This window comes from Rudaea sp., from assembly GCF_047601565.1.
Classification (GTDB): domain Bacteria; phylum Pseudomonadota; class Gammaproteobacteria; order Xanthomonadales; family Rhodanobacteraceae; genus Rudaea.
Genome location: NZ_JASGIY010000002.1, coordinates 19,270 through 40,032, shown reverse-complemented (window position 1 = coordinate 40,032; position 20,763 = coordinate 19,270). Strand labels below are relative to the sequence as shown.

The following is a 20,763-nucleotide window of genomic DNA, read 5'->3' as shown; positions in this document are numbered from 1 at the left end:
TCTATCGACTTATGCCGAGAGCAAGCGGCGATGCACCCGCATCAGTCCCGGCTCTTCCGCAGCAACGAGGCGCCATGTGCGCGCCGCGACGTCGGTGCGCCGCTGGGTGCGATAGGTCGGCATCTGCAACACGACCGCGTCGTTATCGGCCTCGAGCACTTGCCCGGATGCGAGTACGCCTTCGCTAAACTCCACCAGCACTTCGTCGCCCGGTGAGAGGCGTGATTCGTCCGTATCGTCCAGGCGGCGCAGGATCGCTCCCGGATACAAGTGCGTGTGATTGGCGGAGAAACGGACGAGCATGAGGCATCGCGAGGCAGGAGCCGGATCGCTCCCGGCGTGGTGAGCGGGAGCATCGTATCAAACCCTGTCGCACCCTGAAGTACGGCTGGCCGCTTCGCCTGCGATGCATCGTTCATGCCCGTGCGCCATGGTGCGGCCGCACATGGCCGCGCCGTAACAAGAAATACACGCCAAACCATCGATTTTTTAATAAAGCGCGGCGTACATTCGATCAACCTACGGAACACCCCGCTTTATTGCCAGGCAAGATCAACGGAGGCGATCATGGCGAAGTCCATTTCTGCGCGCAGTCCAAAACGGAACGGCGCGGGCAAGATGGAATATCGCGGCGAAGGCGACGAGCTGCATCAGTCCGCCGCCGCCAAGCATCCCGCTCTGACCACGAATCAGGGCATTCCCGTATCCGACAACCAGAACTCGCTGCGCCCGACGCCGCGCGGGCCGACGCTGCTCGAAGATTTCGTGCTGCGCGAGAAGATCACACATTTCGATCACGAGCGCATTCCGGAGCGCATCGTGCACGCGCGCGGTTCGGCCGCGCACGGGTATTTCGAGCTGACGCGTTCGCTCGGCAAATACACCACCGCGAAGATCCTCACCGAGACGGGCAGGAAGACGCCGGTGTTCGTGCGCTTCTCCACCGTCGCGGGCGGCGCCGGTTCGGTGGACACGCCGCGCGACGTGCGCGGCTTCGCGGTGAAGTTCTACACCCAGGAGGGCAACTGGGATCTGGTCGGCAACAACATCCCGGTGTTCTTCATCCAGGACGCGATCAAGTTCCCCGACCTCGTGCATTCGGTGAAGATGGAGCCCGACCGCGGCTTCCCGCAGGCGGCCAGCGCGCACGACACGTTCTGGGATTTCATCTCGCTTACGCCCGAATCGATGCATATGATCATGTGGGCGATGAGCGACCGCGCGATTCCGCGCTCGCTGCGCATGGTGGAAGGTTTCGGCATCCACAGCTTCCGGCTCATCGACGCCAAGGGCGAGTCCACCTTCGTCAAGTTCCACTGGCGGCCCAAGCTCGGCCTGCAATCGACCGTGTGGGACGAGGCGGTGAAGATTGCCGGCGCCGATCCGGACTTCCACCGCCGCGACCTGTTCGAGGCGATCCAGGGCGGCGACTATCCGGAATGGGAATTCGGCGTGCAGTTGTTCACCGAGAAGGACGCCGAGAAATTTCCGTTCGACCATCTCGATCCGACCAAGCTGATTCCGGAAGAGCTGGTTCCGCTGCAGATCGTCGGCCGCATGGTGCTCGACCGCTGGCCGGACAACTTCTTCGCCGAGACCGAGCAGGTGGCGTTCTGCCCGGCCAACATCGTGCCGGGCATCGACTTCAGCAACGATCCGCTGTTGCAGGGGCGCTTGTTCTCCTATCTCGACACGCAGCTCTCGCGGCTCGGCTCGCCGAACTTCCATCAGATTCCGATCAACGCGCCGAAGTGTCCGTTCGCCAACCTGCAGCGCGACGGCCACATGCAGGTGCACGTACCCAAGGGCCGCGTCAACTACGAACCGAGTTCGCTGCAGGCGGACAGCCCGCGCGAAACGCCCGACGGTTTCCGCAGCTATGCGCAGCGCGCCGACGACGGCGCCAAGGGCCGCGTGCGCGCGGAGAGCTTCGCCGACCACTACAGCCAGGCGCGGCTGTTCTACCGCAGCCAGACCGCGCCGGAGCAGGCGCACATCGCCTCGGCGCTGGTGTTCGAGTTGTCGAAGGTGGAGACGCCGCATGTGCGCGAGGCGGTGGTCGGCCATCTGCGCCACGTCGACGGCGACCTCGCCAAGCGCGTCGCCGCGGGCCTCGGCATGGCCGCGCTGCCGCCGGCGCCGCCGGCCGCGGTCAAGCCGATCGACATGCCGCCATCGCCCGCGCTGCAGATCATCGGCAAGGCCAAGCGCACGCTGCAAGGCCGCTGCGTCGGCATCCTCGTCGACGACGGCAGCGAAGGCGGCGCGGTGGCGGCGCTGCGCAAGGCGATCGAAGGCGACGGCGGCAAGGTCAAGATCGTGGCGCCGAAGATCGGCGGCGCCAAGCTCGCCAACGGGCGCGTTCTCGCCGCGGACGGGCAACTCGCCGGCACGCCGTCGGTGGTGTTCGACGCGGTCGCGCTCGTGCTTTCTTCCGCTGCGGGCAAGCGCCTGGCCAAGGAAGCTTGCGCGGTGGACTGGGTGCGCGACGCGTTCGGCCATCTCAAGGCGATCGCGCACGATGGCGGCGCCGGCCCCGTGCTCGACGCCGCCGCGGTGAAGGCGGACGCCGGCGTGGTCGACGCGGCGCAGCCCGCCGCCTTCGTCAAGGCCGCGCGCACGCGCCAGTGGCCGCGCGAACCGGGCCTGCGCACGCTGCCTTGAGGTTTCAATGACGACGACACGGAGGGCACAGGCATGTGCGGTCTGCTGCAACTGAATCCGCCGATCCCGCTGCTGACGCCGAAAGGCGAGGGATTGGCGCACGTGCTCATCGACTACGGCCCGGAAAGCGATCTCCACTGGACCGTGTTCATCACCGCCACGGGCGAGATCTGGACCTATTCCAACCGCGAAGTGCGCGCGGCGAAGAACATCACGCTCGGCCGCACCCGCGTCGAGCCGCCCGCCGCGGGCGAAGCGCCGATGCCGCGCGAGCCGTTCGCCATGGCCAAGCGCGTTTGACGCCCACGGCTGGGCGCCGGAATCTTCTCGCCTGAGGCGATGAGGGCGTACAACGCCTCATCCAGGCAATCCGCGGCTTCGCTGCGGGCATCTTCAATCGACTCGCCCTGCGTGATCGCCTCCGGCAGGTCGCGGCACGTCACCACGAAGCCGCCATCGTCCATGTCGGCCTCGAAGCGGAATGGATAGGTAAAGGATTGCATTGCGCTTTCTCCTACAGTTCGTTCTTCGCGATGCCAAGTTGGGCCAGCGTCGCATGTAGTGTTCCCGTTTTCAGTTCGTCTTTCGGGTTTCACTTCTTTCGCGCAAAGGTGCGCGAAAGTCGCGCCGCTACGCCCTATGCCGCCGCCGACCGCGGCACGCGGTAGAAGACGGCGGACGATAGGATCGTGACGAGGCCGAGGATGATCACGGTGGCGTGGAACGCGCCGACGTAGGCGTCACCGCCGCTCGCGGGCAGAAAGCAGGCCATCAGCAGCGAGCCGAAGGCGACGCCGAAGCTGATCGACAGGTTCTGCGCGGTGCTCGACATCGACGAGCCCATGCTCGCCTGCGCGGTCGTGAGGTCGACGAAGCCGAGCGTGTTCACCGCGGTGTACTGGATCGACATCACCGCGCCGAATACGAACACCTGTGTGCACAGGCGCCAGACCGGCGTGGTCGCGTCGAACGCCGCGAACGAAAGGATCATCAGGCCGGCGAGCACGGTGTTGACGATCAGCACGCGGCGATAGCCGAAGTGGCGGATGATCGAGGCGACGAAGAAACGCGTCGACAGCATCGCGACCGCCTGCGGCGTCTGCAGCAGACCCGCCACGACCGGCGAATGGCCGAAGCCGATCTGGAACAGCAGCGTCAGCAGGAAATAGACGCCGCCGACGCCGAGGCGCGTGGTGAAGCTGCCATTGATGCCGATGCGGAAGCTCGGGACGCGCAGCAGGCGCAGATCGACGATGGGATGGGCGAGGCGCAGGCTGCGACGGGCGTAGAGCACGAGCAACGCGATCGCGGGCAGCCCGATCGACAAAGTCTGCACATAGCGCGCCTCGATCACCTGTTCCAGCGCCCACGACAGGCCGCCGACACCGAGGCCGAACAGCAGGAAACCGGCAAGGTCGAGCGGCGTGTGTTCCACGGCGCGGTAGTCCGGCATGTGCCGCCGCGTCATCCACAGCCCGGCGAGGCCGAACGGCAGGTTGACGAAGAAGATCATGCGCCAGGACAGGAAGGTCGAGAACAGGCCGCCGAGGAACGGGCCGATCGCGGGACCGATCAGGCCGGGAATCGTCGCGAACGCCATCGCGCCGACGAATTCCGCCTTCGAAAAGCTGCGCAGGATCGCCAGCCGCCCGACCGGCATCATCATCGCCCCGCCGAAACCCTGCACGACGCGCGAGGCGACGAGCATCGGCAGGTTGGTGGCGAGTCCGCAGGCGAGCGAGCCCGCGGTGAAGATCGCGATGGCCGCCCAGAAGATATTGCGCGTGCCGAAACGATCGGCCAGCCACGAACTGAGCGGGATGAAAACGGCGAGGCTCAGCGTATAGCTGATCAGCGCGGTCTTGATCGACAGCGGCATCACGCCGAGCGCGGCGGCGATGCTCGGGGCCGCCGTGTTGACGATCGTCGAGTCCAGCATCTGCATGAAGAACGAGAATGCGATCAGCCAGAGCAGGCTGCGCTTGGCGCGGGCGTCGAGGATGGGGGCGGAGTAGGGTTCGCCGCGGACGGGCTCGACGGCGGACGGATGGGGGGAATCCATAGTGCCGCATTGTCGCACGACATGGCGTCCGGATGGGTTCGCACACGACGTATTGACATCGCTTAAATATATCGTAAGATATAGCTGACGATAATCAGGAGAACTTCCATGCATACGTATTTCCACCCCGGTTTTCACAATCGGTTGCGTCGCTTCGCGGACGAGATCGGCGAGTCTGTCTGCATCGGCCGCGAGCGCGGCCGGCACGGCTTCGACCATTTCGGCGGCGGCTTCTTCGGTGGCCGCGGCCTCGGCGGCGGCGGCTTCCGCACCGGGCGCAAGCTCGCCTCGGGCGAACTGCAGCTCGTCCTGCTGGCGCTGCTCGCCGAGCAACCCAGCCATGGCTATGAGCTGATCAAGGCGCTCGAAGAGCGCTCCGGCGGCTTCTACACGCCCAGCCCCGGCATGGTCTATCCCGCGCTGACTTGGCTCGAAGAAGTCGGCTATGCCAACGTCGCCGCGGAAGGGGCGAAGAAGCTGTATTCGATCACCGACCCGGGGCGCCAGTATCTGGACGACAACCGCGAGAGCGCCGACGCAATGCTCGACCAGCTCGCGCGCATCGGCGCCAAGATGGGGCGCGTGCGCGAGATTTTCTCCGCGCACGACGACGAGGACCCGCGCGGCGGCATCTGGCGCGACGCGTGGCTTGCGCGGCGCGAGCTAAAAGCCGCGCTGCGCGACAAGCGCCACGCCGGGGCGAAGGAAGCCAGGCGCATCGCCGAAATCCTCAAGCGCGCGGCGGCCGAGGTTCGCGGCGACGACTGAGTCGTATCGCGTCCGCCTTGCGCGTCATGTGCAACGCGGGCGCTGCGCGGATTTTTTTGTGGTTTGCCGCTTGACGAACGGCGGATAGTTTGTTGCAGTGCGATAACCGACGTGTCCCCGCGCAACGAAGGGGGACGCGGCGTTCCTGTGCAACACTGAGGAATCGCATGCCGGTCAGCTACGACGAGATGCTCGATACGGGAGGCGCGGCGCGGCCGCACTACGGCGCCTTCGACCGCTGGCTTCGCGCCACGTTGCCGGAGCGGCTCGAGCAGAAACGCCGCGAAGCCGAGGTGCTGTTCCACCGCGTCGGCATCACGTTCGCCGTGTACGGCGAGAAGGAAGGCGCCGAACGCCTGATCCCGTTCGACATCGTGCCGCGCATCATCCCGCGCGAGGAATGGCGCATGCTCGATGCCGGCCTGCGCCAGCGCGTCAAGGCGCTGAACCTGTTCCTCAACGACGTCTACCACGGCCAGGAAATCCTTGCCGCGGGCAAGGTGCCGAGCGACCTGATCCTCAACAACGCCGAGTACAAGCCGGTGATGCGCGGCATGGACGTGCCCGGCGGCATCTACTCGCACATCTCCGGCGTCGACATCGTGCGCGCCGGCGCCGGCGAGTACTACGTGCTCGAGGACAACCTGCGCGTCCCTTCTGGCGTGTCGTACATGATCGAGAACCGGCGCATGATGATGCGCCTGTTCCCCGAACTGTTCGCGATGCACGCCGTCGCGCCCGTCGAGCACTATCCCGACCGCCTGCACGACGTGCTGCGCTCGGTCGCGCCCGAAGGCGTGGACGAGCCGGCCGTGGCCGTGCTCACCCCGGGCTTCCACAACTCGGCGTATTTCGAGCACGCCTTCCTCGCCCAGCAGATGGGCGTCGAGCTCGTCGAGGGCCAGGATCTGTTCGTGCGCGACGACACCGTCTACATGCGCACCACGCAGGGCCCGCAGCGCGTGCACGTGATCTACCGGCGCATCAACGACGACTTCCTCGATCCGACCGTATTCAACCCCGACTCGATGCTCGGCGTGCCGGGCATCTTCGCGGCCTACAAGGCCGGGCGGGTGACGCTCGCGAACGCGATCGGCGCGGGCATCGCCGACGACAAGTCGGTCTATCCCTACGTGCCCGAGATGATCCGCTTCTATCTCGGCGAAGAGCCCATTTTATACAATGTCCAAACGTATAAATTGCGCGATGCCGACGACCTCGCCTACGCGCTCGACCATCTGCCCGAACTCGTCGTCAAGGAAGTCCACGGCGCGGGCGGCTACGGCATGCTCGTCGGGCCGGCGTCGACGAAGGCGCAGATCGCCGAATTCCGCGAGCGCATCCTCGCCGAGCCGTCGAAGTACATTGCCCAGCCGACGCTGGCGCTGTCCTCGTGCCCGACCTACGTGGCCAGCGGGCTTGCGCCGCGGCATGTGGATTTCCGGCCCTACGTGCTCAGCGGCAAGGAGATTCACATCGTTCCCGGCGGCCTGACGCGCGTGGCGCTAGCCGAGGGTTCGCTCGTGGTCAATTCCTCGCAGGGCGGCGGGACGAAGGACACGTGGGTGCTGGAAGGTTGATTGATTTTTCGTCGTCATTCCCGCGAAAGCGGGAATCCAGTTTCTTCTTTTAATGCTTTTCGCAACAAGAGAAAGATCAAAATGGATTCCCGCTTTTGCGGGAATGACGGCAAAGAAGAGGTAGCGAACCAAATGCTTTGTCGTACCGCCAACGACCTGTACTGGACCTCGCGCCATATCGAGCGCGCCGAGAACACCGCGCGCCTGATCGACGTGACCCACCGCATCGCGCTGCTGCCCGAACGGCTCGATCCGTGGCGCCACGATGCCGGCACCTGGCGCCGCGCGCTCGACGCGCTCGGCCTCGTGCAGGAGTACTCGCACCTCAACGGCCCGATCGTCGCGCAGAAGGTGCTGCGCTACCTCTGCCTCGATGCGACCAATCCGTCGTCGATCTACTCGTGCATCCGCGCCGCGCGCGAGTCGGCGCGCGCGCAGCGCGGCGCGATCACGCTGGAGATGTACGAGGACCTCAACACCTCGTGGCTGGAGATGCGCAAGCTCAGCGCCGAGCGTTTCGAGGACGAAGGCGTGCCGCGTTTCGTCGAATGGGTGAAGACGCGCTCGGCCTCGTTCCGCGGCATGACCGTCGGTACGATGGGGCGCGACGCGGCCTACCACTACCTGCAGCTCGGCACGTTCCTCGAGCGCGCCGACTGGGGCGTGCGCCTGATGGACGTGAAGTACTCGGGACCGTCGACCGCCGAGGCGGGCGACGCGCGCTCCGCGGTCGGCTACTACCAGTGGAGCGCGCTGCTGCACGCGCTGTCGGCGATGGAAACCTATCGCCGCCACTATCGCGAGACGATCGCGCCCGAGCGCGTGGCGGAACTGATGATCCTCAACCACGATTCCCCGCGCTCGCTCGCCACCTGCACCGAGGTCGTGCACAAGACCCTGATCGCGCTCGCAGGTCCGGGCAACCACGAGGTCGTGCGCCAGGCCGGCGCGCTGATGGCCGAAACGCGCTACGGCTGCATCGACGACGTGCTCGCGCAGGGCATGGAAGTCTGGCTGCAGCGCGTGATGACGCGCCTGTTCGCATTGGCGCAGCAGATCAACCGGCATTTTCTGCTGACGCCGGAAATCGTCGGGCAGGTGCAGGTGCAGAGCCAAGGTTGAATCGAACGCGCCGTTGTTTTCCTTCCCCACTGGGGGAAGGTGGCGCGACAGCGCCGGATTAGGAAAAGCCTTGCACGGATGTACGCCACATCGAAATTGCGATGCCTCTCCCTCATCCGCCCTGCGGGCACCTTCTCCCGGCGGGAGAAGGGAAGATAGAATGCACCCCTATGACCTATTGCGTTGCCATGAAGCTCGATGCGGGCCTGGTGTTCGCGTCCGACACGCGCACCAACGCCGGCGTCGACAACATTTCCCGCGTCGACAAGATGCACGTGTTCGCGAAGAAGGGCGAGCGCGTCATCGTCGCGCTGTCGGCCGGCAACCTGTCGATCACGCAGAACGCGATCAACCAGATCGAGCGCGCCGCGAAGGAAAACCCGGACGCTCCGAACATTTTCTCGGTGACGTCGCTGCACGCCGCCGCCGAACTGATCGGCAACACGCTGCGCGAGGTGCGCCAGCGCGACGGCGAATACCTGCGTGCGCAGAACGTCGATTCCGCGGCGAGCTTCATCGTAGGCGGCCAGATCGCGGGCGAGGCGCCGCGCCTGTTCCTGGTCTACGCCGAGGGCAACTTCATCGAATCCTCGAGCGAGGCGCCCTTCTTCCAGAACGGCGAGATCAAGTACGGCAAACCGGTGATCGATCGCGTGATCTCGCCCGCGCTGCCGCTTGCCGACGCGATCAAGCTGACCCTGGTCTCGTTCGACTCGACGATGCGTTCGAACATCTCGGTCGGCCTGCCGATCGACCTGCTCGTCTATCCGGCCGACAGCCTCGATGCGCGCGATCAGCACCGCATCGAGGACACCGATCCGTATTTCCGCGAACTTGGGGCGCTGTGGAACGAAGGCCTCAAGCGCGCGTTTGCGAGCATTCCGGTGCCGGACGGATTCGTGCCGAAGCCCTGAGCGGGTCGCGCACGATCAGTGCGCTTGCGCTGCTTTGTTTTCGTCGGCGATGCGCTCGTCGAGCATCTTCTCGAACTTCGCGGCGAAGCGGCGGCAGGCTTGCGCATCGATCATCGGATTCGGTTCGCGCCGCACGGCAAGTTTCGCCAGCCGCTCGTCGGCACCCGAGGCGTCGGGATGCGTGGAGACGAGGATGTCGCAGGGAAGGCTGGCGACCGTGCGGATGCTCTTGCGGAACGATGCGGTGAGATCGCCGTGCGTCGCGTCGGCGAGGAAATGGAATCCGTCGGAAGCGAAGGCCGAGAGGCTGTCGGAATAGACCACGTCGAGGCACTTGCCGTTTTCGCAGGATTTCCACGTCCAGGTCGTGCTGCCCGGCGTGTGCCCAGGCGTGAAATGCGCGGTGATCGCCGTGTCGCCGAGGCGCACGGCTTCGCCGTCGGCGATCTCGCGCACGCGTGCGGCGGCGGGGAAGGCGGCGTTCGCCACGTCCGACGCCTGCGGGTCGTCGGCGACGACATGGCCCGCGCGCAGCGCCGTTGCGCCCGACGGGCTGGCGATCGCCGTCGCGCCGCTGTCGCGCACGAGCGCGGCGATGCCGCCGGCATGATCGAAGTGCGCGTGCGAGTTGAGCACGTACTTGACGTCGGCGAGCTTGAATCCGAGCTTGGCGATGTTGGCCTCGACCTGCGGCGCCGATTGCGGCAGGCCGACGTCGAGCAGGATCAGACCCGCCCCTGTGTCCACGAGCACGGCGCTGATGCCGTAGCTGCCGACGTAGTAGGTGTTGCCGTAGATGCGGATCGGCACATGCGCGCGGGTCCACTCCGGCTTGCCGGGCATCGGCCGGGTCAAGAGGGCCTGCGGATCGGTCGCGTGGACGAGCGTGCCGGCCACAAGGGCCGCTGCGGCGGACGTACGATGCAAAAAGGGAAGGCAGGACATGTCGCAATGGGCTGAGTGGTGAAGTGCGCGATTCTCGCTCGCTTCGATAGAATGTGCATTGGCTCGGCATGGCGAAAGCATGGCAAATTCGGGAACGAAGTCTCGGGACGTCGGAATTGCGTCAGCAGCGTCGGAATCGGCGCGGCTCGACCTGTGGCTCTGGGCCGCGCGCTTCTTCAAGACGCGTGCGCTGGCGAAGAAGGCGATCGAAGGCGGCAAGGTGGAAGTGAACCAGGTCGCGGGCAAACCATCGAAGCCGGTGCATGTCGGCGATCGCCTGGCCATCGCGCGCGGCGAAGAACGTTTCGAGGTGGATGTCGCCGCGCTCGGCGACCAGCGCGGTTCCGCCGCACAGGTGCAGTCGCTCTATCGCGAAACCGAAGCCAGCCGCAACGCGCGTGCCGAAGCGGCGGAGCGTCGCCGGCTTGAACGTCACGGTTACGCCAAGCCGCCGACCAAGCCGGACAAGCGCGCGCGCCGGCTCATCATTGCGCTGGGGGACATCGATGCGATGTGACTTTGTGAAGCTGTCCCTGTAGCGGCTTTCTAGCGCTTGAATACAAGTGCGTCACTTGGCCGACTGCTGCGCGGATGAAGGCTGGCGCGTCGTCCCGCGCATGGAAGCAGCAACTACGTTGTCCCTTGACGAAGGAAATCGAACGCCAGCCAGCCAAGGCGACGGACGAGACGTCAGGGTACGGCTGTTGCGAAGAGCGCGTGCCCGTCAACGTATGATCCATAACCGCAGTTACACAGTTGGATTGACAGACCCAATGACTGCGGCAAAACCGGGATTATACAATGTCGCAAATAAGTCTTGCTGACCGCGCCGTTCCGCAGACGCCGATTCGCCGCAATCGACCAGCCACCTGCATCCGGCGGGTGCTGACACGCTCGCACCCCTGCCGCAGACGCACAACGGACAGAGGTCACGACGCATTTCACTTCCTCGACCCGCCGATCGCGACGCTCAAGGAGGTCCACGGCGGCACCGCCGTCACGCGCGGCAGCGCCCTGATGGACGCTTGCGCCGCCAACCCGGAAACCCTCGCCGTTGACCGTGCCCGGATCGAGCGTCTGCACCGCCTCGCCCATCGGGTTGACGATCGTCTCCCCGCTGTAGCCGCGGGCGTTGGTGACGAACGTGCTCAGGCCGACATACTGGTTCGTCGTGGTGCCGTCCGGCGTCGTCACGGTGAGCGCGCGGCCGAGCACGTCGTAGGCCGTGGTCGTCGCGTAGCTCGCGCCGCCGCAGGCCGCGCCGCTGATCGTGGGGCTGCCGTCGCCCGATACGGTGGCGTTGAGGAAGAACGGCTCGGACTGGTACGTCGGCCGGTTGTGCGCGTCGGTGAACGCGCACGTGGCCGTGAACTGCTGGGTGGTCGGATTGCTGTCGAACGCCTGCGCGACGGTCATCACCGGGCGGCCGAGCACGTCGAAGTACGTCCAGCTGCTCGCACTGCCCGCAGTGATCGTCTGCGCGCGGAATTTGAAGCGGGGGTCGGTGCCGCAATTGGCGCCGCTGCCGCACAGGCGGAACGTCGTCGTGCTCGCGTGGCCGAGGTTGTCCTTGGTGAAGTACGGCCGGCCCAGCACACCGAACCGCGCCGCCTGGGTGGTGCCGTTGATCGCACTCTGGCCGGTGGCGTTGCCGAACTCGTCGCGCGCCGTGACCTGCGTGGCCTGCTGCTCGTTCCAGCCGCCTGCCGTCGTGGCGAAGGGCAGGCGGCTGGCGGTGACGTAGCGGCCGAGGCTGTCGTAGCTCGTGCGGGCGTAGCGCAGCACGGTGGTGCCGCTTTGCCGTTGTGCGACGCTGCCGTTCGTCGCGCCGGCGCGGCATTGCGTGTCGGTCACGTTGCTGCTGCATTGGTACGCCGCCGTGCGGTTGCCGTAGGCATCCCGATCGTAGAGCGTGCGCAGGTCCTGGTTGACGCTCGCGCCGGACTGGATGCGCTCGGAGACGAGCAGGCCCGAGGCCGCCTCGTAGGCAACAGAAAGTGCCTCTGACACCGTTTTCCTTCGCTCACGCGCAACGCCTTGTGCGGTGCGGCTTCCAGCGGTGCCGATACCAACCCTTTTATCTTGTTGGCTGGCCCAGCAAGTCAAGCTGGAACCATTTTCCGGGTTAAGGACAACGCTCGCTTCTTTCCAACACACAAATCGATTTTTTGCTGTAGTAGTAGTCTCGCCGGTCGAGCCACTCCATGCCAGCGATGTAGATTGGGTCCCTTGTGAACGTCCCGCCTGACAACGAGGTGTACGGAATCTTCGCCGTGGTGTTGTTGTAGTTCTCAACAAATTGATTAATTTCAGAAACGTCCCTCTTGCCGTCTAGCGTCGATATCTCTCTAAACTCACCTTTGCCTAGTCTGAAGTAGATAGGACCCTCGCTCTGAATGCGCAACGGGTATGTTCGGTCAAAGTCCTTGATGATCGGACCGTTCAGACGACTCCTTTGCAAAATTGTTCTGAACTTCAGTTCAACGCGTTCTCCACACGCACGAAAGCCGCCCCAATCGATCACCCCTAGTTTCCCTTGGACGTGAAAAGGAGACCCGTTCTCAGAAACGGACACCTCAAACACCGGCGGCGAGTCTGCTGAACCCCATACCTTTGGTACCGTCAAATAAATATCCGCGCAAAGGTCTGTACTCTGGGTTGCTGCCGCCCCGGATGTAGCCATCAACCATAGAAGCAGATTGAGTACTAACGTGCGCATATCGCCTCACTCTGCCCGAGAGACGCAAGCTGGCCATAGCAACTATGTGCGTGATCAAAGAAGCCACGATTTTCCATCGTCGCGCCTGGGCTGGTAAGAAGGCCAAATATGCCTCCGTTAACGGGGTCTCTCATGCCAAGAGTTATGCTATTCATCGGAGCACCAACTTGTCCAACCGGAAGTGCAACAGAATAGTTCGCAACGTGTGAACCAAGCCCATAAGCGGCAAGTACATTCACATCACTCGCCCCCAAACTGTACCCTGCGAGCGGAAGATTCTTGTCGCCACTGAATACATACTCCCATCCCGACGCAGACGGCAATCCACGCTCCGTAAGCAGGACGTCAAAAGCATTTGCGATGTGCCCCCACAGATTGCTGTTCGACGCGGGGTCATATCCAAGCCCATATCGAGTTCCTATCCCCCCGATAAACTCCGTCGCGTTACCGTCTCCCGCTGTGTCCACCTGCCCCACGTACCGCGACCCAAACACCGCGTTCCCTGCAAACGAGGCACCGGTCAGCAACAGATCGAGCTTCAATCCTTTGATCCCAAACTCACTCGCAAAGAACCGATCAATCTGATCACGCTCCCAGTTCGTGACCAGCTGTCTACCCACTGCCTTCGCTGCACCGCTGAACGAAAAGTCATACTGCCTCGGCGTGTTCGCGTTGATTCCCCCAAGCCCGCCAAGCACGCCTCCCCAAAGTGCACCCTGCAACGCCGCTTCCATGTTTCCACCGCTTTGAATCGCCCCACCAACGAATCCGCCAGCAGCGCCTCCGGCAATGCCTGCCGCAACGGTTCCGTACCCTGCATCGATAAAGGCCCCGTATGCCGCGCCGCCCGTGAAGTACGCCGCAACAATCGCGCCGACCATGCGCACATACGGGTTATTGACGAAGCTGTTCCAATCGCTGTGATAAGAGTCGTATAGCGGTCCGAGCACCAATCGACCCACTATGTTGTTGTCGAAGTGAAGCAGCTTGCTCAGCCACGAGTACCCCGTCGGATCGGTTAGCGTGAGCGGATTGTTCGCGACGTAGGCGTAGCGGTTGAGCCCCTGACTTCCGGGATTTTGCACCGGGTCGGCCTGCAACATCCTTCCGAGTTGCGGATCGTAGATTCTTCCGCCGAAGTGGACGATCCCCATCGCCTCCACGCCTTCCTGCCCGGTGAACCCGTGCGTCGTCGTGGTGATCGGCCAGTCGATGCCCGTCTGCGTCCACGTGTCCGGGCTTCGCCGGTTGCCCCACGCATCGAACGCTTGCTGTTCGACCTTCGTGCCGTCGGCGTGCGCGATCACGTTCGTGCTGCCCAGGTGGTCGGTCAGCACGTAGCGCGTGTCGTTCGCCATCACCAGGTCGATCGCCACGCCCAGATACCGCTTCTGTTCGCTCTGAACCGCCCCGGGTATGTCGGAGGCTCCCACTCTTGAGAGGATGGAGCAATGACAAACACGAAGTATTCTGCGGAAGTGAGAGAGCGAGCGGTGCGGATGGTGCGCGAGCACCAAGCCGAATACGGCTCGGAATGGGCGACGATCGCCTCGGTGGCCGGCAAGCTGGGCTGCACGTCGGAGACGTTGCGGCGCTGGGTGCGGCAGGCGCAGGTCGATGAAGGCCGGCGCGAGGGGTTGAGTACGTCCGAGCGTGATCGGCTCAAGGCGCAGGAGCGAGAGATTCGCGAACTGCGCCAAGCGAACGAGATCTTGCGCAAGGCGTCGGCGTATTTTGCACAGGCGGAGCTCGACCGCCGGTTCAAGCCATGATCGCGTTCATCGACGATCACCGAGCCATCCATGGAGTCGAGCCGATCTGCCGCGTGCTGCCGATCGCTCCGTCGACGTATCGCCGCCATACGCGGGAACGTCGCCATCCGGATCGACGTTCGGCGCGGGCGCGTCGTGACGACGACCTGTGTCAGGCGATCCGGCGCGTCTACGCCGAGAACCTGCAGGTGTACGGCGCGCGCAAGGTATGGCGGCAATTACTGCGTGAGGGCGTGCGCGTGGCGCGCTGCACGGTCGAGCGGCTGATGCGCAGGCTGGGCCTGCAAGGCGTGATCCGCGGCAAGCCGGTGAAGACCACAGTCAGCGACAAGGCCACGCCGTGCCCGCTGGATCGCGTCAACCGGCAGTTCCACGCCGACCGTCCGAACGCGCTGTGGGTCAGCGACTTCACCTACGTGTCGACGTGGGCGGGCTTCGTCTACGTGGCCTTCGTGATCGACGTGTTCGCGCGCCGCATCGTCGGCTGGAAGGTGTCGCGATCGGCGCGCACGGACTTCGTGCTCGACGCGCTGGAGCAGGCGCTGCACGACCGCCGGCCGGTGCAGCAAGCCCTGATCCACCACTCCGACCGCGGCGTGCAGTACGTGTCGATCCGCTACACCGAGCGGCTGGCGCTGGCCGGCATCGAACCGTCGGTCGGCCGCGTGGGCGACTCCTACGACAACGCGCTGGCCGAGACGATCAACGGGCTGTACAAGGCCGAGGTCATCCACCGCCGATCCTGGCCGAACCTGGAAGCCGTGGAAATGGCGACGCTGGCGTGGGTGAACTGGTTCAACCACCACCGCCTACTCTCCTCGATCGGACACCGACCGCCGGCGGAAGCCGAAGCGATATATCATCAGCAACAGCAACACCGTGAGATGCCGATGGCGGCTTGACTCACACCAACCAGCCTCCGACGTTCCCGGGGCGGTTCACTCGTCGTGCCCCCGCTGATCGTGATCTCGACCTTGCCGATGTACAGCGTCAGGATGCCGTTGTCGCTGCGCAGATACCGATCGCCCTCCGGGCCGTACTGGAACGTCGTCGTGTCCCCGCCCAACTGGGCCTTCACCGCCTGGTTCAGCGCGTTGTACGTCAGCGTGCGGCCGTCGCTTCGCGTGGTCTGGTTGCCGTTGCTGTCGTACTGGTAGGTCTGGTTGACGGTGCCCGTGATCTGGGTGACCCGGGCGGCGCTGCCGCTGCTGCCGTGGTTGGCGCAGCCCGCGGGGCCCGGATAGGTGTAGGTCTGCGTGGTGTTGTCCATCCCCGTGCCGGTCATGACCTGCGTGCACAGGTTGCCCAGGGCGTCGTAGGTCATCGCCTGGGTGCCGATCACGTTGATGATGTTGCCGCTGTCGATCGCGCCGCTCCAGGCGCCCAGTTGCGCTTGTTTGAGGCGATTGAGGCCGTCGTAGGTGAGCTGTTCCACCGGGCTCTTGCCGGAACTGGCGTTCTTCAACCGCGCGGTGACGTTGCCCACCGCATCGTAGGCGTACTGGTCGTCCTGCAGGGCACAGGTGCCCGTGCCGTTCGTGCACACGGATTTCAGGCGGCCGTCCTTGGCGTAATAGCCCAGGCTCGTTTGCAGGTGGGTGCTGCCGCCGCGCTTTTCGCTGACGGGCTGGCCGCGTTCGTTGGTCTGCAGGAGCTCGTACAGCCGCCCGCCCAAGCCCGCATCGATCGTCTGGCTTTGCGCGGCCGTCGTCAGGCGCGTGTCGTTCTGCCGGTCGGCGAAGCCTTTCGTCGTGTAGTGCGTGGTCGTGATCTGGCCCGTCGCGTCCTGCTGCTGCTTCGGCCGGCCGTAGCCGTCGAGGGCGGTGGTTTCGGTATAGGTGCCCGAGCCGGACAAGACGTGCTGGCGTTGGTACAGGCGGCCGTAGCCGTCGTAGGTGAACGTGCGGGTGAGGTTCTGGTCGCCCGTGCCGACGTGGGTTTCGCTCGCCAGCTGGCCATAGCCGTGGCTCTGGGTGTCGTAGCTCCAGGTGTCGGTGATCGTGCCGCTCCAGTCGGTCCCCGTGCCGGTCGCCACGCGCTGCCACTTCCTTCCCAGCGCGTCGGACAGAAAGTGCCTCTGAAGACTCATGTCGCCGCCGCCTGCGCGTGGCGGTATGTTCGGACTTGCGAAGTTCTGAACATCCCCCCCGCGACAGGAGGCAGCCATGTCACTTTACGCAGCCATCGATCTGCATTCCAGCAATAGCGTGCTGGCCGTGATCGACGAAACCGATCGGCCCTTGCGGCAATGCCGCTTACCCAATGAATTGCCGGCAATCCTCAAAACGCTGGAGCCTTTTCGAGAGGAGATTGCCGGTCTGGTTGTCGAATCGACCTACAACTGGTATTGGCTCGTCGATGGCCTGAAGGATCATGGCTATCGTGTGCACTTGGCCAACACCGCGGCCGTGCCGCAGTACGACGGACTCAAGTACAGCGGTGACGAATCCGATGCCCGGCACTTGGCGCATCTGTTGCGTCTGGGGATTCTGCCCGAAGGGTATATCTACCCGCGCGATCAGCGTGCGATTCGCGACCTGCTGCGTCGCCGCTTCCAGTTGGTGCGCATGGCCGTCGGTCTGATGTTGTCGGTGCAATCGAGCTGGGCCAGACATACCGGACAGCGCATCTCGGCCAATGCGGTGCGCCAGCTCTCGGGCGAAGTCATCGAGCGGGCCTTGCCCGATCCGTCGGTGCGCTATGGCGTGCTGGCTCAGTTGCAGGTCTGGTTGCACGTGGAAGAGCAGATTCGGCAGGTGGAAAAGTGGGTCCTCGCCTCGCCCGTCCGCCATAGCGAACAGCGCGTATTGCGTTCGATACCGGGCGTCGGTTCGATTCTGTCCATGACGATCGCGCTGGAAACCGGAGACGTCGCGCGCTTCGCCGAGGTGGGCGACTATGCTTCGTATTGCCGCATGGTCAAGAGTGAGCGCATTTCCAACGGCAAGAAGAAAGGCCACGGCAACCGCAAGTGCGGCAATCGCTACCTGGCTTGGGCATGGATCGAAGCGGCGAACTTTGCCACGCGATTCAGCCCGCCCATCCAGCGCTGGTTCGATCGCAAGGCCAGTCGATGCCATAAGGTCGTCGCCCGCAAGGCCGTAGCGCACAAGCTCGCACGAGCCGGCTACTTCCTGATGCGCGACGGCGGCCGCTTCGACGTGCAGCGCGCGTTCGGATGATCCGATCATGCCGGCGGCGATCCGCTCGCAACGGGGTTGGCGTCCAGCCCGGACTCTGAATAGCGATCCTCGCCGGCGCCCGTGTTGGAGGAAACCGCCCATCGTCCGAGCCCTCTTGGGTTGATCCCCTTCGGGTGAGATCAGGCATCTGTGCGCCGCATCGCGGGCACCTGGACGGCACGATGGCAACCGACGAGTGTTTGGGAGCGCAGCTCAGGGGCGAGAAGCCTTGATCCAGAACGGTGACTGGGCGGAATCCTTCCGCATCCACCCGACAACACCAGGCAGCGGTTCATTCACGACACGGCATTACCGTTCCTCTTCCGCTCTTCCGAGCGGAGTGGATATCTTGTTGCCTATTGACGGAGGCGGCGAAATGGTGACTCCGTTTTCGCGGCTTGTTGAGGGGGAGGGCTTAACTTGCGAGCATTGCGTGCCCTATGGGTGCTTAGGGAACTCAGCTACTACTTCAGTCTTACCATTCTCACCAAGGACAGATGTTTGAACAACCAGACTTTCATTGACGTTTGCACTAAATATGCTCTCGAAGCGAGAGGAAACCGTACTCCCGTCTAAGTATCTCTTTGAAATCCGCGTTGCTTGCCAACCTGACGACGTGCAGACCGTGTTGAAGGAAAACTCGTAAACTATTTTTTGATTGTCATAGAGCTTAAAGAAGAAGACGTTGTCTCGCGCGTCTAGGTTGAACCATTCGTACTGCATTCGGAGCAACGCTTCATACTTTTTCGGATCGCCGACATTCTCAGGTAGGGAATACTTAAAAGCTTCCCGCAGAATGTTTGTCTCGTTACTTCTACTTCCGACCCAATTTGCCTTTCCCGCCGAGAAATAATTTCCGGAAAGATTCCGGCACGGAGCTTGCCTAATAGGCTCCACACACCCAATAACATTGGGAAGAAACGCGACGACGAACATTAGCTTCATCATTTACATTCCCCTACTACTTTGCACTGCAAGGGCAAATACACGCCCGGAGTCTCGTGTACCAAGCCTGCAGCAGCGAAGGGCGCGGCTATCGGAATCTCTGCATAGTTTCGGATCTGATCCAAGGTCGCTGAGAAACCTTCAAAGTGATTGGAGTTCCCCCACTGATCGTACGATCCAGTCATATCTCGTAACCAGTCATGTGGGCCCGCGAATGATTCCGCAATCTGATTCAACGCAGAGTCTGATTGATATCTAATTGGGCCAAGGCGTGCGCTCACGTCGCCAGGATTGACTGGCGCTCCTTGACACCCACCAGCTGTTGCATCGCATTTCAATCCTAAGAGGTATTCAATATCTGGATCAGATTCGCGCCTAGAACCAGCGAGTTTGCCGCCAATGCCATACATGCCTTCACCCTCTCCATCTACATTGTAGTAACGCTGCGAGGCTCGCTCCCACTCCAACTTGCGCATCCTATAGTTCGCGTAGTTCAACGTCGAAATAAAGAACGCGAACTTTACGCCATCAATGAAGTCGCCACCCTGAATCTTCGACTCCACTCCACCAGCAATAGTCTCAACGCCAACGCGCTGTAGTGACTGCGCCTTCCCGAAGTACCCAACTATTCCGCCTGCGATCGCTCCAGCAGCCGCGCCCTGCCACGCCATCTGAAACGATCGCGTCTGAATCGCCGCCGCAACGAATCCAGAAGCTGCGCCTGCCGTCACACCCGCGGTAATTGCGCCACCCGTACCTGCGACAAATTCAGCGGAAAACGCGCCGTACACCGCACCGAAGGTGAAGTAGCTGGCGACAATCGCCCCGACCATACGAACGTAGGGGTTGCTGACAAAGCTGTTCCACTGGCTGTGAAAGGCGTCGTACAACGAGCCCAGAACCAGCCTGCCCGTGATGTTGTCTATCGCATGCAGGAGGCTGCTGAACCACGAGTACCCACTTGGATCAGTGAGGCTGAGCGGATTGTTGGCAACGTAGCTGTATCGGTTCAGCCCTTGGCTTCCGGGATTCTGTACCGGATCGGCTTGGAGCATGCGCCCGAGTTGTGGATCGTAGATTCTTCCATTGAAGTGGACGGGAAGGCTATACGACTCGTTCGCGGCCAGAGGACGTTTTTTCCTGACGCGACGCGGACTTGCGTGCTCGCAACGCCCGACGCGCCGATGCCCGTGCGGCAAAATTTTCCTAGACGCGGTTTTTGGCCTGAGTACGGCGCACATGGCCGTCGAGCTTACCGGAACTTCGGCCGTCGCCGGCGAGATTTTTCCTTAGCCGCTCGCTCTCGCGCCTGCGCGTGATGCGCACGCGCGGGTGCGCGCGTCAGCGCGCCCATGCGCGAGGGAAGCGAGCGGCTAAGGGAAGAACGCGGTGGCCCTGCGCAGCGGCGCGAGCCGCTGCGTGGGCCGTGTGCATCAGTCTTGCCGATGCCAGTACGGATAACCGACCCGCTCGTAATACTCATTCGCGAGGCGCCGTTCGTCGCTGCCGTTGCTGCTGTAGCCGTCACTGCGCGGTGCATTGCACCAGTTCATGATTTCACACAGGTCGGCGATGAAGCCACGCAGGACGAAGTCGGGCTGCACCTGGTCGCGGGCGCACAGTTCGACGAACTCGGCCGGCAGATGGAGCGTGATGCGATTCTTGCGCTTCATGGGATTGTCTCCGTCAGGCCCGCGACCCGGCATGGATCGCTGTTGGCGGATATCCCTCAGCGCCGCGCGCAGGCGCGTCAAGGACGGCGCAGCCGTTCATCTCGATCCTTGACGCGCCGAGCACGGCGCTACACTGCGACGACAACAGCGAGCCAATTGGAACGACCTCCCACGCACGAGCGCGCGCACGGATGCGCGCGTGGACACCCGCACGACGCGGCCTTCGAGCAAGCCAGGGACGGCGCGCAGGCGAAGCGCAGGGATAGCTGGCAACGGCCGCGCCGGGAGCGCGGCACTTTGACAAGGCACACGGACGTTGCCTGCGGCCATTTTGCATAACGTCGTGTTCACGGGCGCGAAGCGCGAACTGCTTGGCTTGCGCGCCCGTAGACAACGCGCTTTCGACAACAACAGCGG

The 20,763-nt window shown here is 63.6% G+C and carries 18 protein-coding genes and 1 other annotated feature; of the genes, 9 read left to right on the top strand and 9 right to left on the bottom strand.

Annotated features, from left to right (window positions below; genetic code table 11):
• Window positions 1-9: 9 nt before the first annotated feature.
• Complete coding sequence (locus tag QM741_RS18380; protein ID WP_415209196.1) at window positions 10-303, bottom strand: hypothetical protein; 294 nt, start codon at window positions 301-303, stop codon at window positions 10-12.
• A 264-nt stretch (window positions 304-567) separates the two neighbouring features.
• Between QM741_RS18380 and QM741_RS18375 the strand changes: the two genes are divergently transcribed.
• Window positions 568-2,664 (top strand): catalase, encoded by a 2,097-nt coding sequence (locus tag QM741_RS18375; RefSeq protein WP_415209195.1) that lies wholly within the window; start codon window positions 568-570, stop codon window positions 2,662-2,664.
• A 33-nt stretch (window positions 2,665-2,697) separates the two neighbouring features.
• Complete coding sequence (locus QM741_RS18370) at window positions 2,698-2,964, top strand: hypothetical protein (protein ID WP_415209194.1); 267 nt, start codon at window positions 2,698-2,700, stop codon at window positions 2,962-2,964.
• Window positions 2,965-3,301: 337 nt separating this feature from the next.
• On the opposite strand, the gene QM741_RS18365 is transcribed toward QM741_RS18370, so the two are convergent.
• Window positions 3,302-4,726 (bottom strand): MFS transporter, encoded by a 1,425-nt coding sequence (locus QM741_RS18365; protein WP_415209193.1) that lies wholly within the window; start codon window positions 4,724-4,726, stop codon window positions 3,302-3,304.
• A 108-nt stretch (window positions 4,727-4,834) separates the two neighbouring features.
• Between QM741_RS18365 and QM741_RS18360 the strand changes: the two genes are divergently transcribed.
• From QM741_RS18360 to QM741_RS18345, 4 genes are all read left to right on the top strand, one after another.
• Window positions 4,835-5,494 carry a PadR family transcriptional regulator gene (locus QM741_RS18360; RefSeq protein WP_415209192.1) on the top strand — a complete coding sequence of 220 codons (660 nt, stop codon included), beginning with the start codon at window positions 4,835-4,837 and terminating at the stop codon, window positions 5,492-5,494.
• A 167-nt stretch (window positions 5,495-5,661) separates the two neighbouring features.
• On the top strand, window positions 5,662-7,074 hold the full coding sequence (locus QM741_RS18355) for a circularly permuted type 2 ATP-grasp protein (RefSeq protein ID WP_415209191.1): 1,413 nt from the start codon (window positions 5,662-5,664) through the stop codon (window positions 7,072-7,074).
• A 132-nt stretch (window positions 7,075-7,206) separates the two neighbouring features.
• Window positions 7,207-8,196: an alpha-E domain-containing protein gene (locus QM741_RS18350; protein ID WP_415209190.1), complete on the top strand. Its 990-nt coding sequence runs from the start codon at window positions 7,207-7,209 to the stop codon at window positions 8,194-8,196.
• A gap of 170 nt (window positions 8,197-8,366) precedes the next feature.
• Window positions 8,367-9,110, top strand: a complete 744-nt coding sequence (locus QM741_RS18345) for a peptidase (RefSeq protein WP_415209189.1) — start codon at window positions 8,367-8,369, stop codon at window positions 9,108-9,110.
• Between the two features lie 15 nt (window positions 9,111-9,125).
• Here the strand turns inward: QM741_RS18345 and bla are convergent, their stop codons facing one another.
• A complete protein-coding gene (gene bla, locus QM741_RS18340; protein WP_415209188.1) occupies window positions 9,126-10,055 on the bottom strand; it encodes a subclass B3 metallo-beta-lactamase in 930 nt (309 codons plus the stop codon).
• Window positions 10,056-10,134: 79 nt separating this feature from the next.
• On the opposite strand from bla, the gene QM741_RS18335 reads away from it, so the two are divergent.
• Window positions 10,135-10,572 (top strand): RNA-binding S4 domain-containing protein, encoded by a 438-nt coding sequence (locus QM741_RS18335; RefSeq protein WP_415209187.1) that lies wholly within the window; start codon window positions 10,135-10,137, stop codon window positions 10,570-10,572.
• 173 nt (window positions 10,573-10,745) lie between these two features.
• Here QM741_RS18335 and QM741_RS18330 read toward each other — a convergent pair whose 3' ends face one another.
• The 3 genes from QM741_RS18330 to QM741_RS18320 form a co-directional block, all read right to left on the bottom strand.
• The gene (locus tag QM741_RS18330) at window positions 10,746-12,065 is read right to left on the bottom strand and encodes a hypothetical protein (protein WP_415209186.1); all 1,320 of its coding nucleotides are present in this window, start codon (window positions 12,063-12,065) and stop codon (window positions 10,746-10,748) included.
• A 115-nt stretch (window positions 12,066-12,180) separates the two neighbouring features.
• Complete coding sequence (locus QM741_RS18325; RefSeq protein ID WP_415209185.1) at window positions 12,181-12,774, bottom strand: hypothetical protein; 594 nt, start codon at window positions 12,772-12,774, stop codon at window positions 12,181-12,183.
• On the bottom strand, window positions 12,762-14,150 hold the full coding sequence (locus tag QM741_RS18320; protein WP_415209184.1) for an RHS repeat domain-containing protein: 1,389 nt from the start codon (window positions 14,148-14,150) through the stop codon (window positions 12,762-12,764). Before QM741_RS18320 ends, QM741_RS18325 begins: the two co-directional genes overlap by 13 nt.
• A gap of 75 nt (window positions 14,151-14,225) precedes the next feature.
• Here QM741_RS18320 and QM741_RS18315 point away from each other — a divergent pair.
• A protein-coding gene (locus tag QM741_RS18315; protein WP_415209183.1) for an IS3 family transposase occupies window positions 14,226-15,448 on the top strand; the annotation gives its coding sequence in 2 pieces (ribosomal slippage) (window positions 14,226-14,508 and window positions 14,508-15,448; 1,224 coding nt in all).
• Window positions 14,501-14,617, top strand: a sequence feature (AL1L pseudoknot). Its footprint overlaps the gene before it by 117 nt.
• Here QM741_RS18315 and QM741_RS18310 read toward each other — a convergent pair.
• Window positions 15,409-16,635: a hypothetical protein gene (locus tag QM741_RS18310; RefSeq protein WP_415209182.1), complete on the bottom strand. Its 1,227-nt coding sequence runs from the start codon at window positions 16,633-16,635 to the stop codon at window positions 15,409-15,411. The two genes, QM741_RS18315 and QM741_RS18310, sit on opposite strands and share 40 nt — an antisense overlap.
• A gap of 76 nt (window positions 16,636-16,711) precedes the next feature.
• Between QM741_RS18310 and QM741_RS18305 the strand changes: the two genes are divergently transcribed.
• The gene (locus tag QM741_RS18305) at window positions 16,712-17,728 is read left to right on the top strand and encodes an IS110 family transposase (RefSeq protein WP_415205730.1); all 1,017 of its coding nucleotides are present in this window, start codon (window positions 16,712-16,714) and stop codon (window positions 17,726-17,728) included.
• 944 nt (window positions 17,729-18,672) lie between these two features.
• Here the strand turns inward: QM741_RS18305 and QM741_RS18300 are convergent.
• Both QM741_RS18300 and QM741_RS18295 read right to left on the bottom strand, forming a co-directional pair.
• On the bottom strand, window positions 18,673-19,914 hold the full coding sequence (locus tag QM741_RS18300; protein ID WP_415209181.1) for an RHS repeat-associated core domain-containing protein: 1,242 nt from the start codon (window positions 19,912-19,914) through the stop codon (window positions 18,673-18,675).
• 192 nt (window positions 19,915-20,106) lie between these two features.
• Complete coding sequence (locus tag QM741_RS18295; RefSeq protein WP_415209180.1) at window positions 20,107-20,346, bottom strand: hypothetical protein; 240 nt, start codon at window positions 20,344-20,346, stop codon at window positions 20,107-20,109.
• Window positions 20,347-20,763 lie beyond the last annotated feature (417 nt).